Source organism: Bradyrhizobium sp. 2S1, from assembly GCF_011516625.5.
In the GTDB taxonomy this organism is placed as follows: domain Bacteria; phylum Pseudomonadota; class Alphaproteobacteria; order Rhizobiales; family Xanthobacteraceae; genus Bradyrhizobium; species Bradyrhizobium septentrionale.
Genome location: NZ_CP147717.1, coordinates 8,097,515 through 8,112,911, shown reverse-complemented (window position 1 = coordinate 8,112,911; position 15,397 = coordinate 8,097,515). Strand labels below are relative to the sequence as shown.

Annotated in this window: 17 protein-coding genes; 12 read left to right on the top strand and 5 right to left on the bottom strand. The window is 62.1% G+C overall.

What is annotated here, in order from left to right; genetic code table 11:
• The first annotated feature begins 299 nt into the window (after positions 1-299).
• The 10 genes from HAP54_RS38350 (at position 300) to HAP54_RS38305 (ending at position 11,117) form a co-directional block, all read left to right on the top strand.
• Complete coding sequence (locus HAP54_RS38350) at positions 300-671, top strand: DUF2946 domain-containing protein (RefSeq protein ID WP_166295999.1); 372 nt, start codon at positions 300-302, stop codon at positions 669-671.
• Between the two features lie 84 nt (positions 672-755).
• Positions 756-3,155: a TonB-dependent receptor family protein gene (locus tag HAP54_RS38345; protein WP_166295996.1), complete on the top strand. Its 2,400-nt coding sequence runs from the start codon at positions 756-758 to the stop codon at positions 3,153-3,155.
• Positions 3,156-3,166: 11 nt separating this feature from the next.
• Positions 3,167-4,393, top strand: coding sequence for a sialidase family protein (locus tag HAP54_RS38340; protein WP_166295993.1), 1,227 nt, complete (start codon positions 3,167-3,169; stop codon positions 4,391-4,393).
• Positions 4,390-4,884: a TlpA family protein disulfide reductase gene (locus HAP54_RS38335; protein WP_166295990.1), complete on the top strand. Its 495-nt coding sequence runs from the start codon at positions 4,390-4,392 to the stop codon at positions 4,882-4,884. The genes HAP54_RS38340 and HAP54_RS38335 overlap by 4 nt, the downstream gene beginning before the upstream one ends.
• A gap of 34 nt (positions 4,885-4,918) precedes the next feature.
• Positions 4,919-5,446 carry a copper chaperone PCu(A)C gene (locus tag HAP54_RS38330; RefSeq protein WP_166295987.1) on the top strand — a complete coding sequence of 176 codons (528 nt, stop codon included), beginning with the start codon at positions 4,919-4,921 and terminating at the stop codon, positions 5,444-5,446.
• Between the two features lie 7 nt (positions 5,447-5,453).
• Positions 5,454-5,981, top strand: a complete 528-nt coding sequence (locus HAP54_RS38325; protein ID WP_166295984.1) for a YcnI family protein — start codon at positions 5,454-5,456, stop codon at positions 5,979-5,981.
• Between the two features lie 3 nt (positions 5,982-5,984).
• Positions 5,985-7,571 carry a copper resistance CopC/CopD family protein gene (locus HAP54_RS38320; protein WP_166295981.1) on the top strand — a complete coding sequence of 529 codons (1,587 nt, stop codon included), beginning with the start codon at positions 5,985-5,987 and terminating at the stop codon, positions 7,569-7,571.
• 165 nt (positions 7,572-7,736) lie between these two features.
• Positions 7,737-9,056, top strand: coding sequence for a proline--tRNA ligase (gene proS / locus HAP54_RS38315; RefSeq protein WP_166295978.1), 1,320 nt, complete (start codon positions 7,737-7,739; stop codon positions 9,054-9,056).
• Between the two features lie 72 nt (positions 9,057-9,128).
• Complete coding sequence (locus HAP54_RS38310; protein WP_166295975.1) at positions 9,129-10,409, top strand: lipoprotein-releasing ABC transporter permease subunit; 1,281 nt, start codon at positions 9,129-9,131, stop codon at positions 10,407-10,409.
• A gap of 9 nt (positions 10,410-10,418) precedes the next feature.
• The gene (locus tag HAP54_RS38305; RefSeq protein WP_166295973.1) at positions 10,419-11,117 is read left to right on the top strand and encodes an ABC transporter ATP-binding protein; all 699 of its coding nucleotides are present in this window, start codon (positions 10,419-10,421) and stop codon (positions 11,115-11,117) included.
• Between the two features lie 101 nt (positions 11,118-11,218).
• Here HAP54_RS38305 and HAP54_RS38300 read toward each other — a convergent pair whose 3' ends face one another.
• The gene (locus HAP54_RS38300; protein ID WP_166295970.1) at positions 11,219-11,488 is read right to left on the bottom strand and encodes a DUF3551 domain-containing protein; all 270 of its coding nucleotides are present in this window, start codon (positions 11,486-11,488) and stop codon (positions 11,219-11,221) included.
• Between the two features lie 121 nt (positions 11,489-11,609).
• Entirely contained in the window at positions 11,610-11,903 is a 294-nt protein-coding gene (locus HAP54_RS38295) for a DUF3551 domain-containing protein (RefSeq protein WP_224741593.1), read from the bottom strand.
• A 307-nt stretch (positions 11,904-12,210) separates the two neighbouring features.
• Between HAP54_RS38295 and HAP54_RS38290 the strand changes: the two genes are divergently transcribed.
• On the top strand, positions 12,211-12,945 hold the full coding sequence (locus HAP54_RS38290; protein ID WP_166295964.1) for an outer membrane protein: 735 nt from the start codon (positions 12,211-12,213) through the stop codon (positions 12,943-12,945).
• A 139-nt stretch (positions 12,946-13,084) separates the two neighbouring features.
• Positions 13,085-13,294 (top strand): GDCCVxC domain-containing (seleno)protein, encoded by a 210-nt coding sequence (locus HAP54_RS38285; RefSeq protein WP_224741594.1) that lies wholly within the window; start codon positions 13,085-13,087, stop codon positions 13,292-13,294.
• A gap of 767 nt (positions 13,295-14,061) precedes the next feature.
• On the opposite strand, the gene HAP54_RS38280 is transcribed toward HAP54_RS38285, so the two are convergent.
• Genes HAP54_RS38280 through HAP54_RS38270 form a run of 3 tightly spaced genes read right to left on the bottom strand, consistent with a single transcriptional unit; the run spans position 14,062 to position 15,333 of the window.
• On the bottom strand, positions 14,062-14,550 hold the full coding sequence (locus HAP54_RS38280) for a DUF6941 family protein (RefSeq protein ID WP_166205650.1): 489 nt from the start codon (positions 14,548-14,550) through the stop codon (positions 14,062-14,064).
• A complete protein-coding gene (locus HAP54_RS38275) occupies positions 14,547-14,900 on the bottom strand; it encodes a helix-turn-helix domain-containing protein (protein ID WP_166205649.1) in 354 nt (117 codons plus the stop codon). The genes HAP54_RS38280 and HAP54_RS38275 overlap by 4 nt, the downstream gene beginning before the upstream one ends.
• A gap of 1 nt (position 14,901) precedes the next feature.
• The gene (locus HAP54_RS38270; protein ID WP_166205648.1) at positions 14,902-15,333 is read right to left on the bottom strand and encodes a hypothetical protein; all 432 of its coding nucleotides are present in this window, start codon (positions 15,331-15,333) and stop codon (positions 14,902-14,904) included.
• Between the last annotated feature and the right edge of the window lie 64 nt (positions 15,334-15,397).

Genomic DNA, 15,397 nt, shown 5'->3' with positions numbered 1-15,397 from the left:
ACTAACCTCGCGGCTGGCCTGAGCCCGAATTGGTAGACCATCTTTCCAAGCTTGTCATCATTTTCGGCAACGATTGTTCAAATTTCGAGCAATTTGCGAAATGATTGGGATGGTGCCACCGCCGGTTGCGAAAGCGGTCCAAAAACACGTGGCTGGGTAAGGGGATACGTCCGCTTGCGAAGCAGCCGTGACGCAAGTGTCACCCTCAGCTATTTCCGCGAGCTGGAAGAAAAGGTGGCAGTCGCGATCTCGACTTTCGGCACCTGTGGTGGTTAGTTCCATCCCGGATGGGTTTTGCGATGCGCCGGCGGCTGAAGAATTTTCTGCCCATAGTCCTGGTTGCCCTCTTGGTGCAGATTTTTGCACCGATCGGGGCCTGCTGGGCGGCGAGCCTTGCCGCGTCCGATCCGCTCGCGGCCGCCACCATCTGCCACGGCAATGCCGACTCAGGCACCGGGCAGGGCGACCAGACCGGTCACCGCGCCCATGACGGCTGTTGCTCTGTATGCAGCGTGCTGCAGACCGGTGCGCCGGTTGATAACCCGCAAGTTGCGGCCCAGGCCGTCGAACGCCTGCCGCGCCGGATCGTATGGCTCGATTTCGCCAGCGAACGCGATCGTTCGCCGGCCGGTCTCTCGGCGCAAGCCCGCGCGCCGCCGCTGTTTTCCTGACGACGTTCTCGCTGCCGGTGCGCGTCCCGCGCCGGCGAGTGCCCTTGAACAAGCCGGCCGAAGAGCCGGTGTCAGGAACCATCCATGTTTCGGCTTCAACCGCACGGCGGGGCCAGTGCGCTCATGCTCGGCGCGGCCCTTTCCACGATCAGTTGCTGGGCGAAGGCCCAGACGGCGCTGCCCTCCGTCACCGTTGAGGCACCCGCGGCGGCGGCGCGTGCCAAACGGGCAGGGCCCAAGCCGCGCGCTCGAGCGGCATCCGTCCGGCGGCCACCCAAGTTGGCGACAGCGCCGACCGTGGCCGCGGCCCCAGCGGGCGGCGCGAGGCCGGGCGAGACGCTCGCAGCGATCCGCGACGGCTTGAACCGGGCGCCCACGGGCCAGACCCAGACCACCATCGACCGCAGCCAGTTCGACAATCGGCCGGCATTCTCCGTCGCCGACGTGTTGCGCGACAGTCCCGGCATCTCGATCAAGCAGGGCAATGGCCCGCGTGATTTCGGCATCTCGATCCGCGGATCGAATGCGCGGAACGGCTTTGGCATCCGCAACCTCGTCATCTTCGATGACGGTTTCCCGGTCACCCAGCCGGACGGTCTGTCGCGCAGCGACCTGATCGATCCGCGCGCCTATGGCGCGATCGATGTGATCCGCGGGCCGTCATCGGCGCTGTACGGCAATTACGCGACCGGCGGTGCGCTGAATTTCCGGACCCGGCCGGGCGGCACGATCGACGGCGTCGAGTATGGCGTCGACGGCGGCAGCTTTGGCTATCTCAACAACTATCTTGCCGCCGGCAAGAAGGTCGGCAATTTCGAGGGCTCGCTGTTCGCGAGTGACGCACGCGGCGACGGCTATATCGGGAACAGCTGGTTCAATACCCAGACCGTCAATTTCCTCGGCACGCTGCAGGTCACGCCGGACGACCGTTTCACGGTGAAGCTCATCAACAACGACCTGACGACACGCCTGCCGATCCGCTCGTCGCTCAATCAGTTCAACCAGAACCCGTTCCAGCAGGGCTGCACGACCGGAGCGACGGCGGCGGCGGGATGCGGAACCGTGACCTTGTTCAACAACGGTTTCAATTCGGCGGCTGGGACCGACAAGGAAACCGCGGTCCAGGCGGGCCTCGGGCGCGACGACCGCCGCACCATCGTCGGTGGCCGCTGGGAGCACGATTTCGACAACCAGACCACCTGGCGCAACCAGTTTGTCTTCGACGACCGCAATATCAGCCAGCCGACGGGATCGACGAGCGCGATCGGCGACTTCCCGTCCTACAACTACATAAGCGACGTCGTCAGGCGCAGCGAACTGTTCGGGATGGATTCGACGACCTATTTTGGCGGCTTCTACAATACACTCACGGCTTCAAGCGATACCCGCAATGTGATGCCGGGCGGAAATGCGACGCTTGGAAGCCTGTCCAGCAACCTGTTCAGCACGACGACGAATTACGGTCTGCGCGCGCGAGAGGAACTGAAGCTTACTCCCGCGCTGACGGCTGTTGCGGGTATCGGCTGGGAGACCACCAATCTCACAGGACGAAACACCGCCTATAGCTACGCCGGCGCGGCCGGGGCGACGACCACGGCGATCACGACAGCGGACCGGCAATTCCAGAACACCGCGCCCGAGCTGGCGCTGCTGTACCGGTTGAACAGCGAGTGGCAATTCCGCGGGCGGGTGGCAACGGGATATGGCACGCCCCAAGTGAGCAACCTGTTCATCCTGCCGGACGGCACGTCGGGCAATAACACCCAGCTGCGGACGCAAAAGAACCTCGGTTACGACCTCGGAGCCGATTGGACCCCGAACAACGCGGTCAAGCTGAGCGTCACCGGGTTCTACGAGTTCTTCAAGGACGAACTGGTTTCCCGGGCAACACCGCTCGCGGGCATCTCCTACACGTTCAATGCGCCGAGGTCGGAGCATCGCGGTGTCGAACTGGCCGCTGACTGGAAGTTCCTGCCGGGCTGGCGGTTCTCGGCCGCCTACACCTATCTCGACGAGGTCTACACCGAATACGTCGAGAACATCACGAACGGCACGGTCTTCAGCTTCAATCGCGCCGGCAACAAGATCCCCGGCATTTCGCCGAACGAGCTCACGGCGCGGTTGGGCTACGACGAGTTGTCAGGTCCGTTCCAGGGACTGGGCGGGTTCGCCGAGGTCCAGTGGAAGGATAGTTTCTACATGGACAACGCCAATCTCTTGAGGGCGCCCGGCTACGAGCTCGTCAATCTCAACCTGCACTACAAGACCGATCTCGTCTCCGACTATTTCAAGGCGCTGAACCTGTACATCGAGGTGCGGAACGTGTTCGACCGGACCTACATCGCTTCCGCGAACAATATCGCGAACTCGGTAACGGCGGGCGGCATTCAAAATCCCGCGAGCGTACTGGCGAACACGACCAACTCGATCTATGCCGGATCGCCACGTGCCTTCGTGGCGGGCATGAGGATTGCGTTCAAGTGAGGGGCGCATCGATGACATATCGCAAACCTGCGGCTCTGACGGTGCTGGCAACGGTGCTGCTTGCGGTCTTGCCGAACCCGGCCAATGCACAGATGAGCCACCAGCACGCCTCCGAAGCGGCGTGCGAAGAGACCGTGTTGCGCTGCGCGACCAAGGTCACTCCCGCCTTTGGGCCGGATGGGACGTTGTGGTTGGCATGGATGGCCGGCGGCCAAATCTCCGTCGCGAGCTCGAGGGATCAAGGCAAGAGCTTTTCCGCGCCGGTGCAAGTGACCCGGGACCGGCTCAACCTGGATTGGGGACCGGACGCGCGGCCGAAGCTTGCGGTCGACGCCAAGGGAAACATCGCGCTGGCCTTCTCGACCTTCCGCGATCAGGCCTTCAACGGCCAGGTGCTGACCACGCGATCGACCGATGGGGGGCGCAGCTTTGATCCGCCGAGGCCAATCACTGCAAACAACGAGAGCCAGCGGTTCGAGGCGATCGGCTTCGATCCCGCGGGCGCCGTGTTCGCGGTCTGGCTCGACAAGCGCAACCGCGTGCCGGCCCAGCAGCGCGGCGAGAAATATGACGGTGCCGGATTGTTCTTCGCTTCCTCGAAAGACGGTGGCGCGACCTATTCCGATGCGCGGCTCGTGGCCGACAACACCTGCGAATGCTGCCGTCTTGGGCTGGCGTTCGATGGGGCAGGCCATCCAGTCGTGGTGTTTCGGAACATTTTCGAAGGCGGCGTGCGTGACCATGCGATCGTGACCTTCACCGATCTGGCCACCCCCGGCGAGGTGCATCGGGTGAGCCGCGACGACTGGCAGATCGCGGCATGTCCGCACCACGGTCCGAGCCTGACCATTTCGCCCGCAGGAACCTACCATGTGACGTGGTACACCAACGGCAAGGCGCGCAAGGGATTGTTCTACGCGCGGTCGCGCGACGGCGGCAAAACCTTCTCCGATCCGCTCCCCGTCGGTCAGCTGAACCGCAGCCCGTCGCGGCCGCAGATCATCGCAGGGCCGCAAGGGCTTGTGATGGCCTGGAAGGAGTTCGACGGGCAGAAGACGTCGATCAATCTGATGACATCGCACGACGATGGAGCGACATGGTCGAAGCCCACTGATATCGCCGACACCGCCGACAGCTCCGACCATCCGCTGCTCGTCTCGGACCGTCTGCAGACCTATTTGTCGTGGATGACCAAGGCCGACGGCTACCATTTTCAGGCGATCGAGGGCGAACCATGAAACGTCATTTGCTCGCGGCTGTTATCCTGCTCGCAACGCTGCCGTCCGCACTGGCGGCGGGCGAGAGCGCGCCAAAGCCGTTCGAGCGCGGCAGCTGGCAAAAGCTGCTGCATGCGCATGCCGGGCATCCGACCCTGGTGCATTTCTGGGGCGTCACCTGCGGACCATGCAAGGTCGAGTTGCCGCAACTCGGCCAGTTCATGAAGGATCATCCTGATATCGATGTTGTGACGATCAGCGCGGATCTGGTTCCGAACCTGCCGGAGGCGACCCGATCGATGCTGGACCGGGCCGGGCTCGCATCGGCCGAGAACTGGATTTTCGACGATGGCTTCGCCGAGCGATTGAGATTTGAGATCGATCCGGCCTGGCAAGGCGATATTCCGCGAACCATGCTGATTGCGCGCGACGGAACGGTCACGACGATTGAAGGATCGGCTGAGATCGCCGATTTGAACAAATGGTCTGACGTGCAGGCTGCAATCCGATAACACGACGACTTCAACCCGAAAGGAATCCGCCGCCATGAAGACGATCTCCCGCATCCTCGCCCTCGCAGCGCTGGCTGCTGCACTCGCGTCGACGTCCGCGCGCGCCGAGGACGTCAAGGCCGGCGACCTCGTGATCACGCAGGCCTGGACGCGGGCAACGCCGAATGGCGCCAAGATCGGCGGCGGCTATCTGACGATCGAGAACAAGGGCACGACGGCGGACCGGCTGGTGTCAGGCTCGGGCGACGTCGCCGGCAAGATCGAAGTCCACGAGATGTCGATGGACAACGGCGTGATGAAAATGCGCGCGCTCGACAAGGGGCTGACCATCGAGCCCGGCAAGACCGTGAAGCTCGCGCCCGGCGGCTATCATTTGATGATGTTTGACCTGAAGAGTCAGCTGAAGCAGGGCGACAAGGTGCCGGTCACGCTCGAATTCGAGAAGGCCGGCAAGGTCTCGGTCTCGCTGGACGTGCAGGCCGTCGGCGCGCAGGCTCCGGGCGGCGGCGATCATTCCGGCCATGGCGACCATTCCGGTCACATGGACATGAAGAAGATGTGAGGCAGCCATGCGGTCACACTCGCTCCTCATTGCCACGGCGGCGCTGTTCGCAGCGTCGCCGGCGATCGCGCATGTCACGCTGGAAGGAAAGCAGGCGCCGGTCGGTTCGTACTACAAGGCGGTGTTTGCCGTGCCGCATGGCTGCGCGGGATCGGCAACGATCAAGCTCCGCGTGCAGATTCCGGAAGGCGTGATCGGGGTGAAGCCGATGCCGAAGCCCGGCTGGGCTCTCGATACGGTCACCGGCCAATACACCGCGCAATACGACTATCACGGTGCCAAGCTCTCTGAGGGCGTGAAGGAAGTTGCCTGGAGCGGCGGCAAGCTCTCAGACCAGAACTACGACGAGTTCGTGATGCAGACGTTTCTCACCGATACGTTGAAGCCCAACACCACGCTGTACTTCCCGGTCGTGCAGGAATGCGAGCAGGGCATCAGCCGCTGGATCGACATCCCGGCCGACGGGCAGGGCGGCGGGCACGACCATGGCAGCAAGACACCGGCGCCCGGCGTCAAGCTGCTGCCGAAGTCGTAAACCGTGCGGTGGGTCGCAAGTCTTGCAGCAAGCCTCGCAGCAAGTCTTGCCGCGCTGCTCGTGGTGCTGTGCCTTGCGACCTCGGCCCATGCGCATGCCGTCCTGATCGCCGCCGAGCCGGCCGATGGCAGCGTGCTGACGGAGGCGCCGAAGACGGTGGTGCTCCGTTTCAACGAAACGGTGGCGCCGACCGCGGTCAGCCTGCTCGACGCTGCGGGCAAGCCGCGCGACGTCGCGATCCGCGCCGTCGATCAATCTGTGATGGTGACGCTGCCGGCGGGCCTGCCCCAGGGCACGCAGGTGATCAGCTATCGCGTGGTGTCGCAGGATGGCCAACCGGTCGCCGGCTCGCTGCTGTTCTCGATCGGCGTCGTCACCGGCTCGGCGGCGCCGTCACGCGACAGTACGCTCGATGCGCTGATCTGGCTGGCGCGGCTCGGGCTCTATCTGGGGCTGTTTGCCGGCGTCGGCGGCGTGTTCTTTGCCGCCTGGATCGGGCAGGGCCCGGCCGGCGAACGGCTGATCATGTGGTCGCTTGCAATCGGCCTTGTCGGCGCGATCGCCTCGCTTGGCTTGCAAGGCGTCGACCTCTTGAACCTGCCGCTGTCAGGCATGCTGACATGGGCGGCATGGGCCAGTGCCGCCGGCACCAGCCTGTTTCCGGCCATGCTGCTCGCGATCGCCGCGATGCTGATCGCGGCGATTGCCTGGCGCAGCCCGTCGTTCAGCGCAGCCTTTGTGCGCACCGCGATCGCAATGATCTGTGTCGGGCTGTCGTTTGCGGTCAGCGGCCACGCCGCCACCGCCTTACCGCAATGGCTGACCCGGACCGCGCTGTTCATCCATGGCGTTGGCCTCGCGTTCTGGATGGGCTCATTGGCGCCACTGGCGGTGCTGGCCTGGCAGCGCAAGGAATCGCTGTTGCGGGTCCTGCAGCGTTTTTCGACGATCGCGGTGCCGGTCGTCGCCTTGATCGCTCTGTCGGGCCTTGCACTCGCCGTCGTCCAGCTCGAAAGCTTTCGCGCGCTGATCGATACTGGATACGGCAACATCCTTCTGGTGAAACTTGTGCTGGTGTTGCTGTTGCTCGGGCTTGCTGCGCTGAACCGCCTGGTGTTCACGCCGGCGATCGCACGCGAATTCCACCGCACACGGCCGTTGCAGCGCTCGATCGCGCTCGAATTCGTGCTCATGATCGCCATTCTCGGTCTCGTTGCGCTCTGGCGCTTCACGCCGCCGCCGCGCGCGCTGGCGATGTCGACCGACGTTCCGCTCGCGGTTCACATCCACACCGATGCGGCGATGTTCCAGGTGCTGATCGCGCCAGGCAAGGTCGGGCAGAACGACTTTGTGCTGCAGCTGATGAACGGCGATGCCAGCCCGTTCGCGGCCAAGGAGGCGACGCTGACGCTGAGCCTGCCTGATCGCGGCGTCGAGCCGATGGAACGCAGCGCGGCGCTGGGTCCCGACGGCTATTGGCACGTGAAGAAGGTACCGTTGCCGGTCCCGGGCCGCTGGCACATGCAGATCGATGCCCTGGTGACCGATTTCAAGAAAGTGACGCTGGAAGACGATTTTGAGGTCAGGTAAACGCACGATCAGCGCGCCGGGCAGGTCGGCGGGACGCAATTCGTTCAAATGGCCGAAAATAGCCTGATTTGAAGGGCTTTTGTCATTTGGCGGCCCTTGTGTTTTCACACCCGATCCGGTTTCACTGCAGCTCTTCCCACGCTTTCCTGATTCCCGAGTAACGCCATGCGATTGTCGCGGTTTTTCCTGCCCATCCTGAAAGAAAACCCGAAAGAGGCGGAGATCGTCTCGCATCGGCTGATGCTGCGCGCGGGCATGATGCGGCAGGAGGCGGCCGGCATCTATGCCTGGCTGCCGCTCGGCTTCCGGGTGCTGAAGAAGATCGAGCAGATCGTTCGCGAGGAGCAGGACCGCGCCGGCGCGCTCGAGCTTTTGATGCCGACGCTGCAACTCGCCGACCTCTGGCGTGAAAGCGGCCGCTACGACGCCTATGGCCCGGAGATGCTGCGCATCCTCGATCGTCACAAGCGCGAGCTTTTGTACGGGCCGACCAACGAGGAGATGATCACGGAGATCTTCCGCGCCTACGTCAAGTCCTACAAGAGCCTGCCGCTCAACCTCTATCACATCCAGTGGAAGTTCCGCGACGAGCAACGTCCGCGCTTCGGCGTGATGCGCGGCCGCGAATTCCTGATGAAGGACGCCTATTCGTTCGACCTCGACGAGGCCGGCGCGCGGCGCTCCTACAACAAGATGTTCGTGGCCTATCTGCGCACATTTGCGCGGATGGGCCTCAAGGCGATCCCCATGCGGGCCGAGACCGGTCCGATCGGCGGCGATCTCAGCCACGAGTTCATCGTGCTCGCGGAGACCGGCGAGTCCGGCGTCTACATCAACCGCGATGTGCTTGACCTGCCGGTGCCGGGCGCGGACGTCGATTATGACGGCGACCTGACGCCGATCATCAAGCAGTGGACCTCGGTCTATGCTGCGACCGAAGACGTCCACGAGGCCGCGCGCTTCGAGCAGGAAGTGCCTGAAGCAAAGCGGCTGAACACCCGCGGCATTGAGGTCGGCCAGATCTTCTATTTCGGCACCAAATATTCCGACACCATGAAGGCGATGGTGGCGGGCCCCGATGGCGTCGACGTGCCGATCCATGGCGGCTCCTACGGCGTCGGCGTGTCGCGTCTGGTCGGTGCGATCATCGAGGCCTGTCACGACGACGCCGGCATCAAATGGCCCGAGGCGGTCGCGCCGTTCCGCGTTGCGATCCTCAATCTCAAGCAGGGCGATGCCGCCGTCGATGGCGCCTGCGAGCAGCTCTATCGCGATCTCTCGGCGAAGGGCGTCGACGTGCTCTATGACGACACCGATCAGCGCGCCGGCGCCAAGTTCGCCGCGGCCGATCTGATCGGTATCCCCTGGCAGATTCTGGTCGGACCGAAGGGGCTGGCCGACGGCAAGGTCGAGGTGAAGCGCCGCAGCGACGGGTCACGCGACAACATGAGCCCCGCCGACGTGGTCGCGAAGCTCGCGGGCTAAAGTTTATTCACGCCGCGCTTATCGACGGGGTAATCCGGCCACATTTGGTCCGAATCATGGGATTATCGACAGATGGATGAGACCATGAACGAGCCACTCCGTACCCGGCCTTTTGCGCCATTCGAATGGCTGCTGTCCGGACGCTATCTGCGCGCACGCCGCAAGGAAGGGTTCATTTCAGTCATCGCCGGCTTTTCGTTCCTCGGCATCATGCTCGGCGTCGCCACGCTGATCGTGGTGATGGCCGTCATGAACGGCTTCCGCAAGGAGCTCCTGGACAAGATCCTCGGCCTCAACGGACATCTTCTGGTGCAGCCGCTGGAATCCCCGCTGACCGACTGGAAGGACGTCGCCGACCGCATCAGCCAGGTGCAGGGCATCCGGCTGGCCGCGCCTGTCGTGGACGGGCAGGGACTCGGTTCGTCGCCATTCAACGCCGCCGGCGTGTTCATCCGCGGCATTCGCTCAGACGATCTCAACAACCTCACCTCGATCGCCAAGAACATCAAGCAGGGCACGCTCGAGGGCTTCGATGAAGGGCAGGGCGTCGCGATCGGCCGCAGGCTCGCCGACCAGCTCTCGCTGCATGCCGGCGACATGATCACGCTGGTCTCGCCGAAGGGCGCGGTGACGCCGATGGGCACCACGCCGCGCATCAAGCCCTACAAGATCACCGCGGTGTTCGAGATCGGCATGTCGGAATACGATTCGACCTTCGTGTTCATGCCGCTGGCCGAGGCGCAGGCCTATTTCAACCGCAACAACGACGTGTCCTCGATCGAGGTGTTCACCACCAATCCGGACAAGATTGACACCTATCGCAAGCTGGTGACGGAGGCGGCCGGCCGGCCGGTCTTCCTGGTCGACTGGCGGCAGCGCAACTCGACCTTCTTCAACGCGCTGCAGGTCGAACGTAACGTGATGTTCCTGATCCTGACCATGATCGTGTTGGTCGCTGCGCTCAACATTGTCTCGGGCCTGATCATGCTGGTGAAGGACAAGGGGCAGGACATCGCGATCCTGCGCACCATGGGCGCCTCGCAAGGCTCGATCATGCGGATCTTCCTGATCACGGGTGCCTCGATCGGCGTGGTCGGAACGTTGACCGGCTTCGCTGTCGGCATGCTGATCTGCCTGAACATCGAATCGATCAGGCAGTTCCTGTCATGGCTCACCAACACTGAGCTGTTCTCGCCGGAGCTCTATTTTCTCTCCAAGCTACCGGCCGAAGTCGATTTCGGCGAGACGCTCGCCGTCGTAATCATGGCGCTGACGCTGTCCTTCCTGGCGACGCTCTACCCGTCGTGGCGCGCCGCGCGCCTCGATCCGGTCGATGCGCTCCGGTACGAATAAGGGGCGCACATGGCGGAGGGGGCGGAAGATACACCGGTCATCTATCTTCATGATATCAAGCGGGAATACCGGCAGGGCGAAGCGACGCTGACGATCCTGAACGGCGCCAAGCTTGCGCTGTGGCCGGGTCAATCGGTGGCGCTGGTGGCGCCGTCAGGCTCGGGCAAGTCGACCTTGCTGCACATCGCGGGCCTGCTCGAGAGTCCAGATGACGGCGAGGTCTATGTCGCGGGTACGCCGACCTCGCAGATGTCCGATGTCGACCGCACCCAGATTCGCCGTTCCGACATCGGCTTTGTCTATCAACAGCACCGGCTGCTGCCGGAATTCTCGGCGCTCGAGAACGTCATGCTGCCGCAGATGATTCGGGGCCTGAAGCGCTCCGAGACCGTGAAACGGTCGACCGAGATCCTGTCCTATCTCGGGCTTGGCGACCGCATCACTCATCGTCCGGCCGAGCTCTCGGGCGGCGAACAGCAACGCGTGGCGATCGCGCGCGCAGTTGCCAACGCACCGCGGGTGCTGCTTGCGGACGAGCCGACCGGGAATCTCGATCCCGGCACGGCCGATCACGTCTTCGGCGCGCTGATGCAACTCGTCAAGGCGACCCGGGTCGCGATGCTGATCGCGACCCACAATATGGATCTCGCCGCGCGGATGGATCGCCGGGTGTCGCTGTCGAACGGACAGATCGTCGAGCTCGAATAACGCCTTTCGGAGCGAAGCGGCCAACCGCTTGCGCAAAGAAACCGCGTCAAAACAAGAGGCTGGAGCCTTCGCTTCAAGCGCAACGCAAAAGGCTTCAGCCCTCAATAGACCGGGCGGGGCCGTCTGCCAGGTTCTCTCGGCCGACGGTCGACCGGCGGCCCGGCATAGTAGGGGTTGTCGATGCACATCGCCGCCAGGCCGGACGCCGAGGCCTGGCACTGCGCCATCGAGGTGTAGCCGCAATCGGTGTCCTCACCGCCCCATCGGTAGTTGTGTTTGCAGATCGGCGAGGTCGAATCGTATTTCTGCGCGCTGGCCGGCGCGATCGCGACAGTACCCAGCGCCAACAGTGCCAGAATCAGGCTGCGCATCGAGAGATCTCCTGTCGATCAGGCGCCGGCGACGCTCATGCTGGAGCGTGCGCGTGGAGTGGCATCGGCGCGGGTGTGCATCAACTCACATTCCCGCGCCCGTGCTTGGCCCAATCGGCCGTCAGTGGATGAACAGGTCGAAGAAATTGCCCTCGCGCCGCTCCCGCGGCGACACGTTCAGATAGGAGCGTGGGTCGTTGTCGCCGGCATAATAGGGGTTGGCGATGCAGTTCTGTCCGATGCCCGAGGCGGTGGCCAGGCACGCCTGATAGGACGGGTAGGAACAGTTGCTCAGACCGGGATAGCGATCGCCCTGAATGCAGAACGGGTAGCGCACGCCGACGGCATGAGCGGGCACGGTCCCCAGGGTCGCGAGCGCGACCACAGATGCCGCAGCAAGAATCATCGTCCGCATGTGCATTCCTTTGCTGCGAAGATTCGATCTCGGCGATGATCCAAATCGAACAAGCCGGTTCCGGTCAACACCGTCTTGCGAGGGCTTACGGTCGGGAACTCTGCACGCAGGTTTGAATTGTGAAAATTATACGGCAGTTATGTGGCAAAACTTCCAAGAAGTGCTTGTAATACAGTATTAACTTCAAATTTGAGCGAAGTCGTTTGGGCCTGCCTGTTGCAGCGAAGTTACAGCAATTCCGTTCGAGGCTGCTATGACGGTGTCTCGCGGCCTTGGGGGCCCTGTAGAAAAAGTTGGAACGGGAAAAATGAAGAAGATTTTGCTTGTCACCGCCAGCCTGCTCGCGCTCAGCGCGACCGCTGCCTCCGCGGCTGACCTCGCGGCTCGCCCTTACACCAAGGCTCCGCCGCCCATGGTTGCCGCTGTTTATGATTGGACCGGCTTCTACATCGGTATCAACGGTGGTTGGGCCCAGAGCCACGACAACCGTTCGGTGAACGGCATCGGCACCGCTGGCAGCTACGATGCCAACGGCGGCACCGTCGGTGGCCAGGTCGGCTACCGCTGGCAGACCGGCGGCTGGGTGTTCGGTCTGGAAGCTCAGGGTAACTGGGCTGACGTCTCGGGCAACACCAACAACCTGCTCGTCCCGGGCGCCGTCGTTCGCTCGAAGATGGATGCGTTCGGCCTGTTCACCGGTCAGATCGGCTACGCCTGGAACAACGTCCTGCTGTACGCCAAGGGCGGTGCTGCGGTCACCGATCGCAACTACCAGTTCCTGGCTCCCGGCGGCGCGCTGGCATCCGAAACCGGCTACGACACCCGTTGGAGCCCGACGGTTGGTGTTGGCCTCGAATTCGCCTTCGCCCAGAACTGGTCGCTCGGCATCGAGTACAACCACATCTTCGAAGACAGCCATGGCGCAACGTTCGTCACTCCGGCTGGCGTCGCTGTGACCGGCTTCACCACCGGTGGCGACACCGACATGGTGCTCGGCCGTCTGAACTACAAGTTCGGTGGCCCGGCCATCGCGCGCTACTGAGTGTTCGCTTAATCCAAGCGACGTCGAAAACCCCGGGCCTTGGCCCGGGGTTTTTTATTTGGCCTGGCCGATGAGCCATCGGCGATGAAGGGCGGGACGGGGGTTTCGCACTAGCCACCAACACCGCATATTCGGATGCATGACGGAACGACGGGTGATTTCCGAACTGACCTGCCCATCCTGTGGCCATGTCTCTGCCGAGACCATGCCGACTGATGCCTGCCAGTTCTTCTATGACTGCAAGCGCTGCGGCGTCCGGCTCAAACCGAAAGCAGGAGATTGCTGCGTTTATTGCTCATACGGAACCGTGCCGTGCCCGCCAATGCAAGCCGGGAATTGTTGCGGGTAAGCCGCGACTCTCCCGCCGTTCACAATGATCCGGTGGGTGAACTCGTTGGGCCTTCTGTGGCGTTGAGGGTCGTGTTGGCGCGGGCCAGGTTGCGGCTACTGCGCGTACAACGCGATGCCGATGATCACGAGCGGGCTTAGCCCGAGTAGTACGATGCATACGCTCTCAAGTATGCCATTGCCCATGACACAACCCCTGCGTTGGAACAGAAGCCTACGCCCAATGGAACTCGGTAAGCCAGTGCAGTTTGTGCCTTGGCAACGGCGCGAAATAGAAATCGCCTTCGTTCACCGCCCGACCAATTAACCAAGGAAAATCTTTCGGGATCAGATATCAACGACCGTCGCTTGGGTAGTGGGTCAGTTTGATTGTGGCGGCCGGCCGGGCTGGAATATTGACAGTCAACGGCGCATATTCGGAGGATGAGCAAATCTCCTCGTGTCACCTTCACTCCCAAGCGGATCGCCGAGGGCAATTGGCAAATTGAAGCCAGTGTCCCGGGGGCGGAAATCAGGATCATCGACGGCCTCACAAGCAACGAGGACGCCCGCGCGTGGATAGATGGGAACCGCAAGATATCTTGGCTAAGATCGCAGGGTTATGCGAAATGACCCCCAAACGCCCTAGAGACCCCAACCAGCTCGCCAAGCGAATCATTGATATCGCTACAGGCGAGACGCCAGACCGCGATCCTACGCCGGAGGAAGAGGACAAAGACCCGGCTGCGGTGGAGCTAGGGCGAAAGGGCGGGAAGGCGCGCGCTGACGCTATGAGTCCCGAGCGTCGCACCGAGATTGCTCGGAAGGCTGCTGCGAAGCGGTGGCGTCGTCCCTAAGCTCGACATTGATGAAGCCACCCACCAGCTTTTGCTCTCCGACGATTGCAACCGCTCGAATCTGACCGGCACCAATCAGGGGAAAATCATCAAGGCGTAGCCTTGCGTTGATTTCAACATGTGGCGCCTTCTGCCTTTTGGTCCTCGCAATGAGACGCTCTAAGCTCTCCGCCGAAAGCCCATCTTCATCCACAATTTGCACGTCGCTCACGCCGTCAGCGTCTAGGTTGATGAAGATGCGCTCGCTTGGATCGTGGTCAAGCGGCAGTCTTATTCGGTAATAGACCGAGAACCTGCGGAGCGCTCCCGGAAACTTAGAGACGCGAATTGCGGCTGGCATCACCCCAATTATGGTGTCACGGCCATTGCCTTCTCGCCTTATGTCCTCACAAAAAAGAGCAAAGCAAACCGGGGCAATCATAAGGCGTATTCAATTATGGGGCGCCCGTTGTCATTAACTGGATCGCGCGCAGTTTCGAACGCTGGAGGGTCAACAAGCTCCTCGCACTCTTCCTCTAGAAAGTAATTCGCGTCCGCCTTCAATTCCGGATCGACTATTTTGACATCGATGTCGTGACCAAGCGCCCAAACCATATCGGCGATGGTTTCAATGGTCATGTTTGTTGTGCCGCTCAGGCGATTATGTATTGCCGAACGGTTCACGCCCAATTCTCTTGCTATACCGGACTGAGTGAGCCTGCCTGCCTCATGTCTACGCGCGTATGCATCCCGAAGTTGGCTTTCGATCATTCCGGCCAGCTTGAGGAACATTTTACGTCGAGGGTTTGGCTTTGGGCGGGAAGAGGGCAAGGTAGTCTCCCATAAATATGTGCTTTGTTAGCTTGCTTGCTTTGATGAAGCCAATAACTTCATCTCTCTTTTTGTTGCTTATGTTTCCGTCGCTCTTGTCTTTCGTGGCACTCTCTGTCGCTCCATAGATAATTGCTAGACATTCTTCGCGGACAGCCCATCCGTAGAGCCGCGACTTTGGGGGGTGCAGTTTCCAGACGTGTTTTTTTGTCGGCATCATCTTGCGGACGTCGCCAGCACCTGGCCGCTCTGAGCACCTCAGATCGCAAAACATTTGGATGATGTGCTCACCTAAAGTTTTGCCGCCACTCTTGCGCTTGAGGTCGTGCAGGGCCTCCTCCGCATCAAACCACTCCCAAAACGATGGCGCGATCCACAGCTGTCGGATGGGCAATCTAGCCCGTCCTATTCGTGAGAGTGCGTTTTTTTTAGTCCGATTGATGTGGCCGCACATCTGC